This window comes from Corallococcus sp. BB11-1, from assembly GCF_026626625.1.
GTDB classification, from domain to species: Bacteria; Myxococcota; Myxococcia; order Myxococcales; family Myxococcaceae; genus Corallococcus; species Corallococcus soli.
In genome coordinates this window covers 95,015-111,821 of record NZ_JAPNJY010000026.1, presented here as the reverse complement: position 1 = coordinate 111,821, position 16,807 = coordinate 95,015, and the positions used below count along the sequence as shown (strand labels likewise).

Below are 16,807 nucleotides of genomic sequence, written 5' to 3'. Positions count from 1 at the left end.
TTGGACGGGCCGCCCGGCGGTGAACATCCAGGGATCCTCTTCCTCCTGACGCAAGTCGTTCCAGGGGCTCTCCAAGAGCCAGGTGCCGTCCTGTACGTCTTCCGAAAGTTCGAAGAATCGAGCAGCCATTTGAGTTCTCTAACGCCCCTCGCGCGGGGCCAGGAGTTTATTGATCTTCGTCCCCTGGGTGGAGGCTTCCTCGGCAAGCTCTTGAAGAGCGCCTGTGAGGGCCTTGCGGCATTGCACCACCGTGCGGCACTGCCCCATGGCCGCATTCAGCCGCTGCATCACCAGCTCATGGTATTCGCGTGGATGCGGACCGCGATGCCCTGGAACCTCAACGATGTTCTGGGGGTCCTTCAAATCCATCCCGGCCCTCTTGAAGAGGTCCCTGAACCGCTGCGTCCACGGCCCGCCGCGCGTGGAGGACTTCTCGTTGCGGATGGTGGCCAGGTGGTGGCGCTGCGTCCCTCCGGGCCGTGAGGACATCGCGACCGCGTTGGGGGCGAGGGCAATGGTGAAGCCCTCGGCGCTCATCGCCACGGAGCGCACGCCTCCGATGGCGGCGTACTGAAAGCCCGCCTGCGTCTCCACCACGAGCGCGGCCGGCGCGGAGCCGGGCAGCCCCTGCGCCTTCGTCGCGAGTCCCACCGTGTTGCCCACCGCCGCGGTCGCCAGCATGACGAAGACCCGCGCCGCGTTCTCGCCCAGCACCTCCCCGTACGCTTCACCCGCGTCGCGCACCTGGACGAAGGTGGTGGCCTGGTCCACGCGGCGAACCAGGGTCATCCATCCCTCCAGGAGACTCCACACCGTGTCCACGCCCAGGTACGCAATCGCCGTGGCGGTCATCAAGGCGGCGAGCCCCTTGGACACGGGCTCCGGCAGGGCCCACAACAGCAGATACATCGTCACGGCGGACGTCACCGTGGCGAGCACGGCCTGGGGCTGGGCCAGGTGCTCCAAGGCCTCGGACGTCTCCTGCCAGACGGAGTCCATGGCCACGGCCATCGCCAGCGCATAGCGGCCGTCGCTGCCCAGCAGCGGCCCCTCCTCCAGCAGCCGCAGGCAGTCCCCTCCCTGCTTGCGCCTTGAGCACCACTGCTTGTAGCCGCGCGTCAGGTCGTCGGATGCCTCAAGCAGGTGCAGCTCGCGTGTCTCCGCTGCGTCCAGGGGCACGATTTCCCGGGTCCGCTCGCGGAAGCCATACAGGCCGCTGCGCTCCGGCAGGCCGAACAACTCCCGGGCCTCCCTGAGGGGATGGGCGAAGGGCCGGACGTCGCGCGCGAGCACCCTCAGGGCCTGCTGGAACTCCTCCGCCTCCAGCCGGGCCTCGGAGAGGGAGGCGCCCGCCTCCTCGCGAGGCGTGACGACGACCCGTGCACCGTCGTCCGTCTCCAGGCGCACCACCCGCGTCGTCGCGCAGCCCGACACGAGCAGTCCCAGCAGCAGCGCCCACCCCATCCGCGTCATGCTCGCCTCGCAGTCACGTCCGCCGCGGGCGTCACGGTAGCAGCAATCCCAACCACCCCTCAGCGAGGCGTGCCCAGCTCCCGGAGGAAGAACCGGCGCACGTCGTCCAGGTAGTAGCGGCCGGCGGGGCCGGTGGGGTTGTGTCCCTCTCCGGGCATGATCAACAGGTCGAAGTGCTTGTTCGCGCGCACCAGCGCCTGGGCCATCCTCATCGTCGTGGACAGCGTCGCGTTCACGTCGCTCGTGCCATGCATCATCTTGAGCGCGCCCTGGAGCCTCCCCGCCAGCGCTTCGTTGGCGCCCGCCGCGTAGCCCTCCGGGTTCTCCGACAGCAGGCCCATGTTCGGCTCGTTGATGATGGCCTCCTCCGTCAGCGCCCCCGGGGCCCCCGCATAACCCGCCTTGAAGAACTCCGGCGCGGTCAGCATCCCTCGCAGCGCGAAGTACCCACCCCATGAATGCCCATGGATGCCCACCCGCTCCAGGTCCATGTAGGGACGGCTCGCGCCCGCCTGCTTCAGGGCCGTGACGTGGTCCGGAATCTCCGTCTGCCCCACGCGCCCGTAGTTCACGTCCTGGAAGGCCTTGCCCCGCCCCGGGGTGCCCCGGGCGTCCAACACCATGACGACGAACCCCATCTGCGCAAGGGAGTGGGCAATGAGGCTCTCGCCATTGCCCACGTACCCCCACGGCACCACCGAGATGAACGGCCCCGCGTAGATGACGTCGATGACCGGGTATCGCTTCTTCGGGTCGAAGTCCCAGGGCTTGTACAGCACGCCATGCAGCGGCGTGGTGCCATCCGCCGCCTTCACCCGGAGGGGTTCCGGTGGTGCGTAGTGCAGCGCCGCCAACGCGCTCACGTCCGCCTCCGCGCACCGGAACGCCTGCTTCCCGTCCGTGGACGCCACGTCCCAGGCCCTGGGGCGCTCCCGGCTGGAATGCGCATCCACGAAGTAGCGTGTGGAGGGAGACAGCCAGACCCGGTGCACGCCGGACTCTGGAGACAGGCGCTTCAGGTCCCCTCCCTTCAGCTCGGCCCGGTACAACAGCCGGTCGTAGGGCGCTTCCCGCTCGGCGGAGGCCATCACGAAGAGGGCATCCCCCCTGGGCGCGACCCCTACGACTTCGTGCACGGGAAACGACCCCCGGGTGACCTGTCGCACCCACTTGCCCGAATAGTCATACAAGTAGACGTGACGCCAGCCGTCCCGCTCCGACATCCAGAGGAAGTGCTGGGAGTCGGGCAGGGGCTTCACCTGTTGGGACCACCCCTCCAGCGCGAAGTCGAGCGCCCCTACGAAGCTCTCCGGCCGCTCCTCCCGCAGCACGCGGCGGCGCTTGCCCGTCGCCGGGTCCACGCCCACCAGGTCCAGGCGCTTGCCATTGCGTGAGAGGTGGAGCACCAGCGCCTCGCTCCCATCCGGACGCCAGCCCGCGAACCACTCGTAGCCTTCCGTCGCCTCGCGCGGCACGGCCGTCACCTGCCCCGTCTCCACCGTGACGAAGTGCAGCTCCTGGCGCATCAGCGGCGTGCCCGTCTTGGCATACGGCGCCCACGTCACCTTCTCCAGCGCGGTGCCGTAGTCGACCAGGGGAATGGGGTGCACGCCTCGCGTGTCCTCGCGCCCCACCGCGACGAACCGACCCTGGGGCGACCACGCGGCTTCGGGCACGCGCCAGGCATGGTCCTCCGTGCCGTCACGCTCCACCCGCGTCCTTCCCCGAGCCTCCACCACCGCGAACCCCGCGTCCTTCTGGATTGCGATTGCCTTGCCATCCGGAGACAGGACATTGCCGGGAACGAGCGACAGTGCCTCCGGCGCCTCGTCGGCGAGCGCCACGACGCGACCCTCGGACAGCTCCAGCGAGAAGGCCTTCCCCTGCACGGAGAAGACGATCCCCCGGGCATCCGGCGTGAGCCGGAAGGGCATGAAGCCGGACAGCTTCACCGGTCTTCCCATCACCCGCGTCAGCTGGGTCCGTAGCGAGTGGGGAGACAGCAGCGGCCGCTGGGTCTTCTTCCGCGCATCGACCAGGACCCAGGTCTCCTGATGCGGGTCGCGCACGGACCAGTACACGAAGCGCTCCCCGTCCGGCAGCCACCGGGGGGGCGTCCGGGTGTCACGGATGCGAGCCGGCAGGTTGAACGACGCATCGGAGAAGTCGAGCCGCTCCTGGAGCGGATCCAGGGCGCCCGCCGCCGTCGCCCTCCAGGGGAGCAGCAGCCCCATGCCGAGCAGGAACAGCGACCAGACGCGGAGCCGTGAGGCAATGGGGCGGGACATGGGCACCTGCCGGAGGACGGAAGGGAAGGGTGGTCAGCTCATGCGGCGCGGTGCCGGTGCCGTGACATCCAGCAGCTCGGCCAGGGTCTTCAGGCCCCGCTCCAGCTCCGCTCGGGAGCTGGCCGCGCCCAGGGACATCCGGAGGGCATTGGGCGCATGGCCGGGCAGGGCCGCGAACAGGTGTGCGGGCCCCAGGAGCACGTCCCTCGCGGCGGCCTGCTCCACCAGCTCCGTGGCCCTCCGGTGCTCGGGGATGGGCATCCACAGGAAGTACGCGGTGGCGTGCGCGAGGTACGGATGGCCCTTCAGCACCTTCGTCGCCAGGGCCTGACGGGCCGACGCCTCCGCCCGCCGCGCATCGCGCAGGGCCACCGCCGTGCCGTCCGCCATCCACTGCGAGGCAAGCTCCTGCATCAGGGGAGACCCGGACCAGACCGTCGCCGCCGCGGCCTCCTCCAGGGCCCGGCGGGCCTCGGCGGGCGCCCGGATGTAGCCGATGCGCAACGCGGGCAGGGTCGCCTTGGACAGACTTCCAATGTGATACGTCCGCGAGGGCTCCAGCGCCGCCAGGGGCGGAGGGGCCTTCGCGACGAGCGGCGCCAACGCCCCGTTCTCGATGATGGTGACGTCGTGCTCACGGCAGACCTCGTACCATGACAATTTCCAGGACGCTTTCGGGGCCTCTTGGGGACCCGGAGTGTTGGCTGGGGGGCTCAGTCCTCCGTGAGGAGGAGGCTCCAGAGCAGGACCTTCTTCTTGCCAGGAGGGCGGTGCAGGCAGCGGACCGGGCCGTCCTGGGAGGCGACGAACACGATGGCGCCGGAGTGCTGGTTGGCGAAGACGGCCGCGGCGCGGTGGCGTGAGCCGTGCTGGCTGATGGGGTAGTGCGGCCCGGGGCGCCCGTGGAGCGTGCGCGCCTCGAACACCTGGGGCGGGCCGCTGCGCGGGATGGCGATCTGATACCCCGCGCAGACCACCTCCAGCTCCGGCCCCAGCACCAGCGCGTTGTCCACCGCGGTGAGCTGCCCGATGCTCTCCACCAGCGCCTGGAAGTCGCTCTCCGTCGCCTTGTCGTCGTGTTCGGCGGCGGCTTTCTTCAGCTCCCGGTCCTCCGGCGGCTCCGCCTCCGACGCGCTCTTTCCGGACTCCGCGCGCCAGGCGCCGTTGATGAGCTCCGCCCGCGCCTGCACGAAGCGCTGCAAGCGCTCCCGCAGGAGCGAGCCCTGCTCCGACGGCAGGCTGTATTTGCCGCGCGTGCGGAAGCGGTCCAGGTCGTGCTGCTTGGGCAGGAAGGCAATCAGCCCGCCGTGGTGCAGCGCGGCCATCTTCCGGATGAGGCCGTGCACCGCGTTGGACACGTACCACTCGCGGTTGCCGCCCATCAGCGGCTGCACCTTGGGCAGCGACTCCACCAGCGTGGCGCAGTGCTCCATCAGCGCCGAGCGCACCATGCTGTCCTCGTGGAAGAGCAGGTCGTGCAGGGCCACGCGCCGGCCCGGGGGCACGGGGGCGCCCTGCTCGTAGCGGAACACCTCGCGGCCCTGCGTGCTCACCACCAGGTGGCCCGGCTCCGGCGCGTGGAGGATGAAGACGTCCTCCTCTCCCTCCGCGTGGAACTCCGTGTACTCCACCCGCCGCGCCAGCCCCTGGATGCGCAGCTTGCCGTCGCGCGGCCCCACCACCACCGCCGTCCGGGGCAGGTGCGCCGCGGGCGCCAGCTTCACCAGCGCCTCCACGCTGAAGTCCGTGATGCTCGACTTGGGCTCCAGGGGCAGCGTCTCCCACGCCTTGCGGTGGCCCCTCACGCCGCCGATGAAGACCGTCTCCCGCACGGCCTGGAGGCCCGGCAGCCCCTGCGCGTGGTAGGCGATGCGCACGCGCGTGGCCTCGCCCTCCTCCCGGCCCAGGCTCGCGAAGAAGACCGTGTCCGCCAGGACGACCAGCAGGCGCAACGTCGGCTCGGCCACGGGCGTCTTGGCGAACTGGCGCAGCCAGCTGCGCAGGGCTTCTCCGGGATATTGCAGGCCGGGTTCATCCATCGGGCGCGCAGCATACCCACGCCTTCCAGCTTCCCAATGGAAGTCGCGTCACCGCCGCACCGCGCCGTCGGCTTTCCATCCTCGCCCGCGCGAACCCGACCTGTAGCACCGGGCGTCGCTACTCCTCGATGGATGGCTGGAGCGTGCCGAACCGCTCCACGCCCTGGTCCAGCGCCGAGCGCACCGCGTGCAACAGCGCGCCATCCGACATCCGCCGCACCAGGACGAGGCGGGACGTCACGAAGGACGGCGCTCCGCCCAGCCGCGCCTCCAGTGCCTCCAGCGTCTGCACGGTGAGGACGAAGCTGCGCCCGTCGCGCAGCCGCACCACCACGTCACGGGAGCCCTCGAAGGGCAGGCCCGCGTCATCGGCCACGAGCAGGGTGGCGATCCGTTCGTCCTCGGTGTCGATGGACCGCATGCCTGTCCGCTCCCGGGAAGGTCGTCGCATGCCCGGGAGATTGGGGACCCCCACCCGCGCCTACAACCCGTCCCTCGCGCTGGCCCCCGGGGACGGACACGCCTTCACCCTGGAGGGCAGGGCGGCGGGCAGGGCCCGACACGGCGGACGAGACGCAGGGCCAGCGCGGGTGTATGGCCCGGACCAACCATGCCCGTGCCCGCCGAGCCGACCACGCTGTCCACCTGGGGCCTGCCCGGGATGTTCTTCGTCGCCATGCTGGCGGGCTCCGTGGTGCCGGTGCCCTCCGAGGCGATGCTCGCCGCGCTCATCTACAACGGCACCCCACCCCTCACCGCCACCGTGGTGGCCACCGTGGGCAACGTGCTGGGCGCGGTGACGCTCTACATCCTGGGCCAGTGGGTGTCGCGGGGCGGCGGCGGGCCCGTGGGCCGCTGGTTCTCGCGCAGGCGTCAGAAGGAAGGCCCCCGCATGGAGCGCATCGAAGCGAACCTGCGCACCTGGGGCGCCCCCGCGCTCCTCATGTCGTGGCTGCCCATCCTGGGCGACGCGTTCGTCATCGCCGGCGGCTTCGTGGGCGTGCGCCCCGTGCCGTTCGTCTTCTTCGTCACCCTGGGCAAGGGCATCCGCTACACCTTCGTCGCCCTCTCCACCGCCGCCGCCATGTAACATTGTGTAATAATGCGGCGGGCTGTTGACAGCCGGTTCACGCAACGTTTCAGAGTTTGTGACGGAGATGCGCGCAACGCCTCGTGTACGCGGAATACTGCGTGCGCGGCGCTGCCGTGACGTCCCAGACCCCTACGGCTCCTGGTTCTCCGCCGGGAGCAGGATGAAACATCGTGAGCCTGAAACAAGACCTCTTCCGGCGGCCTGCCGCCTCCTGGCGAACGTGGTCCTTGACGCTTCTGTGCGCGGCGCTGACCGCGTGCGGGGGGCCGGTGGAGTCGCAGGAGACCGCGCCCGAGCTGGCCACGCGTGAGGACGGGCTGGCCAACGTCCGCCTGCGGCTGATGGCGGCCAACATCACCAGTGGCAACGGCCAGGACTATGATCCGGGCCACGGCATCCGCATCTTCCAGGGCACCGACGCCGACGTCGTGATGATCCAGGAATTCAATTACAAGACGGACTCGGCGGCGGACATCCGCAGCTTCGTGGACACCGCCTTCGGCACCGGCTTCTCCTACTACCGGGAGGCCGGGGCGCAGATTCCCAACGGCATCATCAGCCGCTACCCCATCATCGCCGCGGGCGAGTGGGACGACACGCAGGTGTCCAACCGCGACTTCGCGTGGGCGCGCATCAACATCCCGGGCCCCAAGGACCTGTGGGTGGTGAGCGTGCACCTGCTCACGAGCGGCTCTGGCGTGCGCAACACGGAGGCGTCCAACCTGGTGCGGTTCATCAACGCCAACGTGCCGGCGGGGGACTTCCTGGCCATTGGCGGCGACTTCAACACCGGCAGCCGCAACGAGGCCACCTTCAGCACCTTCTCCAGCGTGGTGTCCACGGCGTCGCCGTATCCGGCGGACCGCAACGGCAACACCAACACCAACGCGGGCCGCAACTCGCCGTATGACCACGTGCTGGTGGACAACGACCTGCGCGCCTACCAGACGTCGGTCATCATGGGCTCCAGCACCTTCGCCAATGGGCTCGTCCTGGACACGCGGGTGTATTCGCCCCTGTCGGACATCTCTCCCGCGCTGTCGGGGGACAGCGGCGCCTCCGGGATGCAGCACATGGGCGTCATCAAGGACTTCCTCATCCCGGGGGACGGCACGACCTCCAGCTCCGTGACGGTGCTGTCGCCCAACGGTGGCGAGAGCTGGACGGGGGGCTCCGCGCGCACCATCAGCTGGACGGCGTCCGGCATCTCCAACGTGAAGGTGGAGTATTCGCTCAACGGCTCCACCTGGACGACGGTGACGACGAGCACGAGCGCGGCCTCCGGCAGCGTGGCGTGGACGGTGCCCGGCACCGCCAGCACCAGCGCCTGGGTGCGGGTGAGCGACGCGAGCAACGCCGCCCTCAACGACCTGAGCAACGGCGCCTTCGCCATCACGACGGGCGGCGGCTCGGGCGGCACCGGGCAGGTGTTCATCAACGAGGTGCTGCTGAACGAGGCGGGCTCGGACGTGAACGGCGAGTTCGTGGAGCTGGTGAACACCGGCACGGCGGCGGTGGACCTGAGCGGCTACACGCTGTCGGACAGCGCGAGCGTGCGGCACACCTTCCCGAGCGGCACCACGGTGGCGGCGGGCAAGGCGGTGGTGGTGTTCGGCGGCGCGTCAGGCATCCCGTCCGGCACGGTGGGCGCGACGGCGGCGACCACGGGCACGCTGGGCCTGTCGAACAGCGGTGACACCGTGACGCTGAGGAGCGCGTCGGGCGCGACGGTGGATTCGGCCACCTTCGCTTCGGGGCTCGCGGGCACGGACGGCGTGTCCGCCAACCGCAGCCCGGACGTGACCGCCGGCGCGGGCTTCGCGCTGCACTCGGCGGTGTCGGGGACCAGCAGCTCGCCCGGCAGGCGCGCCAACGGCTCGGCCTACTAGAAGGCTCCAGTGGAAACCGGGCCCGGACGGGTCGCCTCCAGGGGCGGTCTTTCGGGCCCGGTTTTTATTTTTGGGGGCGGCCCCGGGGCGGTCCATTGATGAACACCCGCGGCGAGGACCGCGACGGGGCAGGGGATGAGCTGGGAGAGTGGTCCCATGCTGAAGGTCCACCACCTCAACGAATCGCGCTCGCAGCGCATCCTCTGGCTCCTGGAGGAGCTGGGGCTGGATTACGAAATCGTCCGCTACCAGCGCGACCCGAAGACGCGGCTGGCCCCGCCGGAGCTCAAGGCCGTGCATCCCCTGGGCAAGTCGCCGGTGGTGGAGGACGACGGCCGCGTGCTGGCCGAGTCCGGAGCCATCATCGAGACGCTCATCCGCCGCCACGGGAAGGGACGGCTCGCGCCCGCGTCGGAGGACCAGGACGCGTACATGCACTGGCTGCACTTCGCGGAAGGCTCCGCGATGCTGCCCGTGATGCAGCTGCTCTACGTGAAGCGGCTGGGGGAGGCCGGAGCGTCCCTGATGCCGCGCATCGACTCCGAGCTGAAGAACCACCTGGGCTACATGGAGGGCGCGCTCCTGGGCCGCGAGTACCTGGTGGGCCAGGCGCTGAGCGGCGCGGACATCCAGAACAGCTTCGTGCTGGAGTCGGCGCGGGCGTTCCGGTTGCTCGGGGAGTATCCGAACCTGACGGCCTATCTGGACCGCCTGCACGCGCGCCCCGCGTACCAGCGCGCCGTGGAGAAGGGCGGCCCCTACGCGATGGGCCGTTGAACCACTCCAGTCACACTTACTTTGACAAGAGGGCTTGGCCAACGGGGCTGACCGGAGCTACTTGGCAGTTACCGGTCCACGCCCTGTTTATTGATAACGGCGTTTGATTTTAGGAATTTGATGAGCAGCGTTTCAACTTGCTTGCGGAGGAGCTCATCCTTGATTTCAACGTAGGAGCCTGTCTCAACAATGGGCTTCTTGAACCAGAACTTCTCGTGATGGTCTTGGATTCGCTTGCCAATGTTGCCACCCATGCCGACGTACATGGGTCTCTCGCTGATGTCGTACAACACATACACGCCAGCAGTGCTCGGTAGGCTGTTCGTTTCGTGCGGATTGAAGTCAGTCAGTCCTCCCAAGCCTTCAATTCTGGCTTCTTCCTCCATCTCGGTGATGAGGTCATCGGGGGCTTTTTCCCCAAAGGCCTTTTCAAACTTTCGAATCGTTTCCGTGCGTGGGTTTTCGATTCGCCCTGCTTCAATGCCGTAGATTGTGGGGATCGATACGCCGGATGCATTCGAGAGTTCGGCAACTGATAGATCCTTATTCAGTCGGCTCTTGCTGAGCCATGCTCCAAAGGGTGAAGGCCCTTCTGTTGCCGCCGACTCGGTTTCTGATTGAGACTTTGAGGGACTGACAATCCCCCCCAGGTGCCGCTCAAGCTTCTTGAGTTCACCCTCGTCAGGCTCTGTTTTTCCCTTTTCCCAATTTGAAATGGTTGTTTGCGTTACCTTCAGTTTTTCGGCAACGAAGGCCTGGGAACGATTGCTTTGGAGTCGTGCTCTTCGGATTCTCTTGCCTAGGCTCTTGCTCATGGCTCGCCGGGATGAAGGGGGATGTCAGGATACACTCCTTTCATTATAGAGCCCAACGGCCTTTCTCCGCGATGCCCTGGATCAGGGGCACATGTGGCCCAAGTGGTGGTGGCATGCTGAAGGCAATGAACTCCAAGGGAATAGAAGCTGCGTTCTCCTTGCCTGAGTCCTCTGCGCGCGCGATAGCCACGTCCCCGTCACGTCCTACTGGAGCCTCCATGAAGCCCCTGCTGCTGGCCGCCGTCCTCGCCGCCACGCCCTCCACCCCGCCGTCGTCTCCTCCGGCGCCCGCCCAGGTCGCGCAGCCCAGCCTCACCGTGCCCGGGGGGAAGTTCCTCCGCGCCCGCTCCGGCAACACCGCCGTCGCCCAGATGTTCGCGCCCGGGGTCGCGGAGCTGTCCGCCGCGGAGAAGCGCGTGGCGTGGTCCCTGACGCTCGCGGCGCACGCGGGGGAGGACATCGCGTATGACCAGCTCGGGTGGAAGCTGGTGCCCGCGAAGCGGCTGCTCGAAGGCGCCTGGCTCTTCGGCCGGGATGCGAAGAGCGCGGCCTCCGGCTTCGACGCGAAGCTGGCGGAGTACCTGCTGCGCTTCTACGGCCACGGCGGCAACCACGACAGCACCACCGGCCAGAAGTTCGTCCCGACCTTCACCGCCGCGGAGCTGTCCGCCGCCGCCGCGCGCGCGCTCACGGCCGGGGCCCCCTATCCGGTGAAGGACGAGGCCGCGCTCAAGGCCTGGCTGGAGGACCTGGGGCCCACGCTCTTCGACGCCGCCTTCGAGCCGCAGCTCACCTCCAAGGCCCCGCCCCCGGGGCAGGACCTGCTCACCGCGTCCTCCAACACCGCCTATGGCCCCGGCGTGACGTTGAAGGACCTGGCGGGCTTCCAGGAGAAGTACCCGCTCAACTCCCGCGTGGTGAAGGAGAACGGCAAGCTGGTGGAGCAGGTGTTCCGCGCCGGCACGCCGGACGGCAAGGTGAAGCCGGGGCTGTACGCGAAGGAGCTGTCGCGCGTCATCGCGCACCTCCAGGAGGCGATGAAGTCCGCGGAGCCCGCGCACAAGGCGGCGCTGGGCAAGCTGGTGCGCTACTTCCAGACGGGCAGCCCCAGGGACTGGGACGCGTACAACATCGCGTGGCTCAAGGTGGATCCGAAGGTGGACGCCAACCTGGGCTTCATCGAGACGTACGTCGACCCGCGCGGGCACAAGGGGCAGTGGGAGGGGCTCATCAACTACCGCGATGCGAAGGAGAACCAGATCATGGAGCTCATGGGTCGCAAGGCCCAGTACTTCGAGGACCGGCTGCCCTGGCCGGAGAAGTACCGCCGCAAGAAGGTCGCGCCGCCGGTGGCCAAGGCCATCAATCTCATCACGTCCTATCCGCAGCCGCCCGCGGGCATCAACCTGCCCAACGAGCAGCACGTCCGCGAGAAGTACGGCAGCAAGAGCGTGATGGTGACCAACGTCATGGACGCCGCCGCGGCGGTGACGCGCCTGCCCCTGGCGCTGGAGTTCTCCCGCACGCCGCAGGACCGCGAGCAGGCCCAGAAGCACTCCGTCACCGCGCGCAAGTGGCGGGTGGCCTTCCATGAGGTGCTGGGCCACGCCTCCGGGCAGGTGGACGCGAAGCTCAAGGGGAAGGCCCCGTCCTCGTTCCTGAAGGAGTACGACAACACGCTGGAGGAGGCCCGCGCGGACCTGGTGGCCCTGTGGCACGCCTTCGACCCGGCGCTCGCGGAGCTGTCGCCGGACCATGACGCCATCGCGAAGCAGATGTACCGGGACTTCCTGGTGGAGGGCCTCACCAACCTGCGCCGCGTGGAGACGGGCAACGCGTTCGAGGAGGACCACCAGCGCGGCCACCACATGACGGTGACGTTCCTGGAGGAGAAGGGCGTCGTGAAGCCGGTGGTGGAGGACGGCCGCACGTACCTGACCGTGCCGGACTACGCGAAGATGCGGGAGGCGGTGGGCGAGCTGCTCTCGCGCCTGATGGTCATCAAGGCCACCGGCGACTACGAGGGCATCCGCGCGCTGGTGCAGCAGAAGGGCATCCACTTCGACCCGAAGCTGCGCGACGAGGTCGCCCGCCGGGTGAAGGCCGTGGACGTGCCCACGGTGCTGCTGCTCAATTCGCCGCGCCTGGTGCCGGTGCTGGATGCGAAGGGGAACGTGGTGGACCTGAAGGAGGACGCCACCCAGGCCTTCGTGGATCAGCACCTGGAGCGCAGCCTGCTGGGGCGGTTGTCGCCCCTGGAGGCCCGGGCCGCCGCCGTGAAGGTGGCGGCATCACCGGACGCGCTGCGCGAGGCGTTCCGCGCGCTGGGGGCGGAGGCGGCTTCGCCGAAGAAGCCCGCGCCCTGACGCGGCGTCAGGGGCTTCAGTGCTTGGGCGGCGCGTCCACGTCGGAGAGGGGCTCCCCCGACTCCGAGGTGAGCACGACGCGCCGCTCGTCGGGGTCGACGGGGTGACCGCCCGGCGTGGCCGGGTCGCCCAGGCGGGGGTTGGGCCGGCCGTAGTCGCGCTCGAAGATGCGCACCACGGAGAGGAAGAAGGCGACGATGAGGGGCCCCAGCAGCAGGCCCACCGCGCCGAAGGCCGCGAGTCCGCCCAGGAGCGCGAAGAAGATGATGGCGCCGTGCTGGTTCATGCCCTTCTTCGCGAGCAGCGGCTTGACGACGTTGTCCACCAGGCCCACCACCACCACGCCCCAGATGGTCAGGAAGAGCGCCGCCCAGGGGTGCCCGCTCAAGAACATCAGGCCCGCGGCGAGCAGCACCACCACCGCCGCGCCCACCGCGGGGATGAGGGCCAGGAAGAAGGTGAGGCCGGCGAAGAACAGCGGCGCCGGCACGCCCACGATGATGAAGCCCACCAGCGCGGCCACGGCCTGGACGCCCGCGGTGGCCACCGTCGAGACGAGCACCGACACGGACGTGCCCCGGAACTCGCGCAGCAGCTCCCGCGTCTGGCCCCGCCGCAGCGGTGAGACGCTCTCCACCCACTGCACCAGCCGTTCACCGTCGGTGAGGAAGAAGAAGAGCGCGATGAGCATCATCGTCGCCTGGAGCAGCAGGGTGCCCGTGGCGGCCACCGCGCCCGTCACCGCCCGGGCCGCCGTGCCGCCCTGGCTCGTGACCTGCTCCTGGAACTTCGAGTCCAGTTGCTCCTGCTCCAGCGGGAGCCGCTCGATGAGGTTGGTCACCGGTCCCTGGATGCCGCTGGGGAGCTTCTCCACCAGCCCGCTCATGCCGTCCTTCTGCACCGTCTGGGTCACGAAGCGCACGCCCTCGGACACCTCCGCGACGACGAAGGCGGTGAGGCCGCCCAGGGGCAGCAGGAGCGCCATCAGGATGCCCAGGACGATGACGCTGGCGGACACGCTGCCGTGGCCCCGCAGCCGCTTCTTGAGCCGGGTGTGCAGGCCGTGGAACGTCCCGGCCAGCACCGCCGCCAGGAACAGCGCCTCCGCGAAGGGCCGGATGACCAGGGCCAGCAGCAGGATGGACAGCAGGATGAGCCCAACGAAGACGCGGCGCGCTACCTGATCAGAGGCCATGGCCTCCCGAACTTAAGGAGCCTGCCCCTCCCCCGGGAGCCCGCCCGGTCGGAATGTTGCAGGAAGAATTCCCCAGGGGAGGCCCCTTCCGGCTGCCTGCCTGCTCACCGGACTTGGGGGCGGCCAGGACGACGCTAGAGTGCGGCGCCATGCCGCCCTTCGACTCCGCCCGCTTCACCTTGTGGCTTCCCCAACTGCTGTGCGCCGCCTTCCTGGCCATCCTCTTCCTGCAGTCCGGCCTGGACAAGGTGGTGGACTGGAAGGGCAACCTGGGATGGCTCACCGGCCACTTCGCCAAGTCCCCCTTGAAGGGCGTGGTGACGCCGATGCTGGCGGTCATCACCCTGATGGAGCTGGCGGCGGGCGCGCTGAGCGCGGCGGGCGCGGTGGCGCTCGTCGCCTCGGGCAGTCCGTTCCTCGCGTACCTGGGGGCGGTGCTGTCGGCGGTGTCGCTGCTGGCGCTGTTCTTCGGCCAGCGCATGGCGAAGGAGTACGCGGGGGCGGCGGTGCTGGTGCCGTACTTCGTGGTGGCCCTGGCCGGCGTCTACCTGCTGCGGCTGACGTAGCGGGCTTCGAAGCCCCTGGGAGGAGCCGCTCAGAGCACCTTGCGCGGGGGCATGATGGCGTTGGCGGACAGCAGGCCCGCCGCCAGCGCCACCGCGACGAGCAGCATGGAGAAGGCGGTGTCCACGCCCGCCACCACGTCCCGCTCCAGCAGCGACGCCAGGCTGCGGAAGCCCACGCTGCCGGGGACGAGCAACATCAGGCCCGGCACCACGGTGGTGACGGACGGACGGTTGCGAAGCCGCGCCAGCGCGTTGCTCCCGATGCCCAGCAGCAGCGCGCCGACGAAGGCCCCCAGTTGGGGCCCCAGGAGCAGCGTCCCCAGCCGGGCGCCTCCGAACGCGGCGGCGCCGGCCAGGGCAATCCAGCCCCAGTCGCGCGGCCGGGCGCGGAAGAGCACCGCGATGGCGAAGCCCGCCACCACGAGCGCCGCGACGGCGGTGCCCGCGGGAATCACGGCGGGCAGGGGCCCGACGGGGACGGGTGGCAGCACCGTGGCCACCCGGCTGCCCAGCGCGGCGCCGAAGCCCAACTGGAGGAACACCAGCGCGGCGTGCGTGAGCCGCGACGTGCCGGAGATGAGGTTGCGCGTGGCCACCTCATTGACGGCGATGGTGAGCGTGAGCCCTGGCAAGAGGACGATGAGGCCCGCGAGCGTGGCGACTTCTCCATACAGGGGGCCGAAGAAGTGCGCGGCGATGCCCGCGAACGCGGCGGACAGCACGGCCGCCACGGGCTCCAGCACGCGCGCGGTGGTGGGCTGCTTGCGCGTCGCCAGGTCCACCAGGCCGATGCACAGGCTGCTGAAGCCCGCGACGCCCGACTCCTTCCAGCCGCCTCCGAACAGGATGGCGGCGGCGGCGCCAGCCAGCATCCAGCAGAGCAACTGGAGGGCGGGCCCGTAGCGCGGGGGGCGGGCGAGGATCTCCTCCACCCGCACGGCGCCCTGCGAAGGCGTGAGGCGCCCCTGGATGACGTCCTCCGCCAGCAGGTCCAGGAGGATGAGGCGCTCCAGGTCCATGTCGCCGGGCTCCACGCGGATGAGGCTGGTGCGCAGGTCCTCGGCCGGGCCGAAGGAGGCGAAGATGGAGGTGGGGGTGGAGAAGAAGCGGGCCTCCAGGCCCAGCCGCTCGCTCACCCGCTTCAGCAGCCCCTCCAGGCGGTGGGCCGGCGTCCCGTGGCGGTGCAGGGCATGGCCCAGGCGCAGCACGAAGGCCACGGCGGCGCCGGGCGGCGGCGGGGCGAGCGCGGCGAGGAGCTCAGGCGGGGCGGCGGCGGATTCAGAGGGATGCGTGGACACGGCGGGCGGGCACATGCGCAGAGCCGCCCGAGCGAGTCAAACGGCGCGGGGGCACGCCGCAAGCCCTCCTGCTCGCCGCCATGCGCCCGCCAGGCTTGGACCCCCTTGTCGTCACGAAACTGATACAGCGGGCGGGAACCGCGAGGAGGGTGCATGGCGCGCAAGCAACGGACACCGCGATGGTTGGAGGCCGCGAGGCGGCGGGGGCCGGGCGTACCAGAGGGCGCGCGCACGGACTGGCTGACCCGGGCCCTGGGCCGGGCCGGCGTCCTGCCGCGCGCGGAGGCCGAGCAGGCCATCCGCGAGGGCCGGGTGGAGGTGGACGGGCGCGTGGAGACGGACCTCTTCGCGCCCGTGCGGCCGGAGTCCCGCGTGCGCCTGGACGGCGTGGAGCGCGAGCTGACGGCGCGGGTGTGGGCGCTGATGTTCCACAAGCCCGCGGGGCCGGTGGTGCACGGCTCCGACCCCGAAGGCGTGGGCACCGTCTTCGAGCGGCTGCGCGCGGTGCTGCCCCCGGAGCTGGCGGGCTTTGAATGGTACGCCGTGGGCCGGTTGGACCGGGACACCACGGGCCTGCTGCTCTTCAGCAATGACGAACAGCTGGTGAGACACGCGACGGCGCCTGAAACACACCTGCCCAAGCGCTACGTGGCGCGCGTGGAGGGCGCGCCCACGGAGGAGGTGCTGGGGCGGCTGCGCATGGGCCTGGAGCTGGAGGACGGCCCCACGCGGCTGGCGGGGGCGGCGCTGCGGGAGCCGGACGTCGTCGTGCTCACGCTCACCGAGGGGCGGCACCACCAGGTGAAGCGGATGCTCGAAGCGGTGGGGCACCCGGTGCTCACGCTGCACCGCGAGGCGGTGGGGCAGGTGGTGCTGGACGTCCCGGAAGGCGCCTTCCGTCCGCTCACGGACGAGGAGGTATCGGAAGGCCTGGGCTTCTCAGGCGCTGTCTGGGATTGACCGGGGCAGGGAGCGCCCCGGCCCTCCCACGGTGACGGGGTGGCCCTC

14 protein-coding genes are annotated in these 16,807 nt (G+C 69.8%); 6 read left to right on the top strand and 8 right to left on the bottom strand.

The window, feature by feature from the left end:
* Positions 1-138: 138 nt before the first annotated feature.
* The 5 genes from OV207_RS21150 to OV207_RS21130 all read right to left on the bottom strand — a co-directional run bounded on the left by OV207_RS21150 (position 139) and on the right by OV207_RS21130 (position 6,221).
* Positions 139-1,473 carry an AHH domain-containing protein gene (locus tag OV207_RS21150; protein WP_267556929.1) on the bottom strand — a complete coding sequence of 445 codons (1,335 nt, stop codon included), beginning with the start codon at positions 1,471-1,473 and terminating at the stop codon, positions 139-141.
* A gap of 59 nt (positions 1,474-1,532) precedes the next feature.
* Complete coding sequence (locus OV207_RS21145) at positions 1,533-3,761, bottom strand: DPP IV N-terminal domain-containing protein (protein ID WP_267556928.1); 2,229 nt, start codon at positions 3,759-3,761, stop codon at positions 1,533-1,535.
* A gap of 33 nt (positions 3,762-3,794) precedes the next feature.
* The gene (locus OV207_RS21140; protein WP_267556927.1) at positions 3,795-4,421 is read right to left on the bottom strand and encodes an aminotransferase class I/II-fold pyridoxal phosphate-dependent enzyme; all 627 of its coding nucleotides are present in this window, start codon (positions 4,419-4,421) and stop codon (positions 3,795-3,797) included.
* Positions 4,422-4,474: 53 nt separating this feature from the next.
* A complete protein-coding gene (locus tag OV207_RS21135) occupies positions 4,475-5,800 on the bottom strand; it encodes a putative sensor domain DACNV-containing protein (protein ID WP_193347460.1) in 1,326 nt (441 codons plus the stop codon).
* A gap of 118 nt (positions 5,801-5,918) precedes the next feature.
* A complete protein-coding gene (locus OV207_RS21130) occupies positions 5,919-6,221 on the bottom strand; it encodes a hypothetical protein (RefSeq protein WP_193347461.1) in 303 nt (100 codons plus the stop codon).
* Between the two features lie 189 nt (positions 6,222-6,410).
* Between OV207_RS21130 and OV207_RS21125 the strand changes: the two genes are divergently transcribed.
* From OV207_RS21125 to OV207_RS21115, 3 genes are all read left to right on the top strand, one after another.
* Complete coding sequence (locus OV207_RS21125) at positions 6,411-6,890, top strand: YqaA family protein (RefSeq protein WP_193347462.1); 480 nt, start codon at positions 6,411-6,413, stop codon at positions 6,888-6,890.
* A 230-nt stretch (positions 6,891-7,120) separates the two neighbouring features.
* Positions 7,121-8,782, top strand: a complete 1,662-nt coding sequence (locus tag OV207_RS21120; protein WP_420715250.1) for a lamin tail domain-containing protein — start codon at positions 7,121-7,123, stop codon at positions 8,780-8,782.
* A gap of 156 nt (positions 8,783-8,938) precedes the next feature.
* Positions 8,939-9,559: a glutathione S-transferase family protein gene (locus OV207_RS21115; RefSeq protein WP_267556926.1), complete on the top strand. Its 621-nt coding sequence runs from the start codon at positions 8,939-8,941 to the stop codon at positions 9,557-9,559.
* A gap of 68 nt (positions 9,560-9,627) precedes the next feature.
* Here OV207_RS21115 and OV207_RS21110 read toward each other — a convergent pair whose 3' ends face one another.
* Positions 9,628-10,374, bottom strand: coding sequence for a helix-turn-helix domain-containing protein (locus OV207_RS21110; RefSeq protein ID WP_267556925.1), 747 nt, complete (start codon positions 10,372-10,374; stop codon positions 9,628-9,630).
* A gap of 218 nt (positions 10,375-10,592) precedes the next feature.
* Here OV207_RS21110 and OV207_RS21105 point away from each other — a divergent pair, with 218 nt between their 5' ends.
* On the top strand, positions 10,593-12,740 hold the full coding sequence (locus tag OV207_RS21105; protein ID WP_267556923.1) for a dipeptidyl-peptidase 3 family protein: 2,148 nt from the start codon (positions 10,593-10,595) through the stop codon (positions 12,738-12,740).
* Between the two features lie 16 nt (positions 12,741-12,756).
* On the opposite strand, the gene OV207_RS21100 is transcribed toward OV207_RS21105, so the two are convergent.
* On the bottom strand, positions 12,757-13,935 hold the full coding sequence (locus tag OV207_RS21100) for an AI-2E family transporter (RefSeq protein ID WP_193347466.1): 1,179 nt from the start codon (positions 13,933-13,935) through the stop codon (positions 12,757-12,759).
* A 149-nt stretch (positions 13,936-14,084) separates the two neighbouring features.
* On the opposite strand from OV207_RS21100, the gene OV207_RS21095 reads away from it, so the two are divergent.
* On the top strand, positions 14,085-14,501 hold the full coding sequence (locus tag OV207_RS21095) for a DoxX family protein (protein ID WP_193347467.1): 417 nt from the start codon (positions 14,085-14,087) through the stop codon (positions 14,499-14,501).
* Between the two features lie 29 nt (positions 14,502-14,530).
* Here OV207_RS21095 and OV207_RS21090 read toward each other — a convergent pair whose 3' ends face one another.
* Positions 14,531-15,814, bottom strand: coding sequence for a threonine/serine ThrE exporter family protein (locus tag OV207_RS21090; protein WP_324291551.1), 1,284 nt, complete (start codon positions 15,812-15,814; stop codon positions 14,531-14,533).
* 138 nt (positions 15,815-15,952) lie between these two features.
* On the opposite strand from OV207_RS21090, the gene OV207_RS21085 reads away from it, so the two are divergent.
* On the top strand, positions 15,953-16,759 hold the full coding sequence (locus tag OV207_RS21085) for a pseudouridine synthase (RefSeq protein ID WP_267556921.1): 807 nt from the start codon (positions 15,953-15,955) through the stop codon (positions 16,757-16,759).
* The last annotated feature ends 48 nt before the right edge of the window (positions 16,760-16,807 follow it).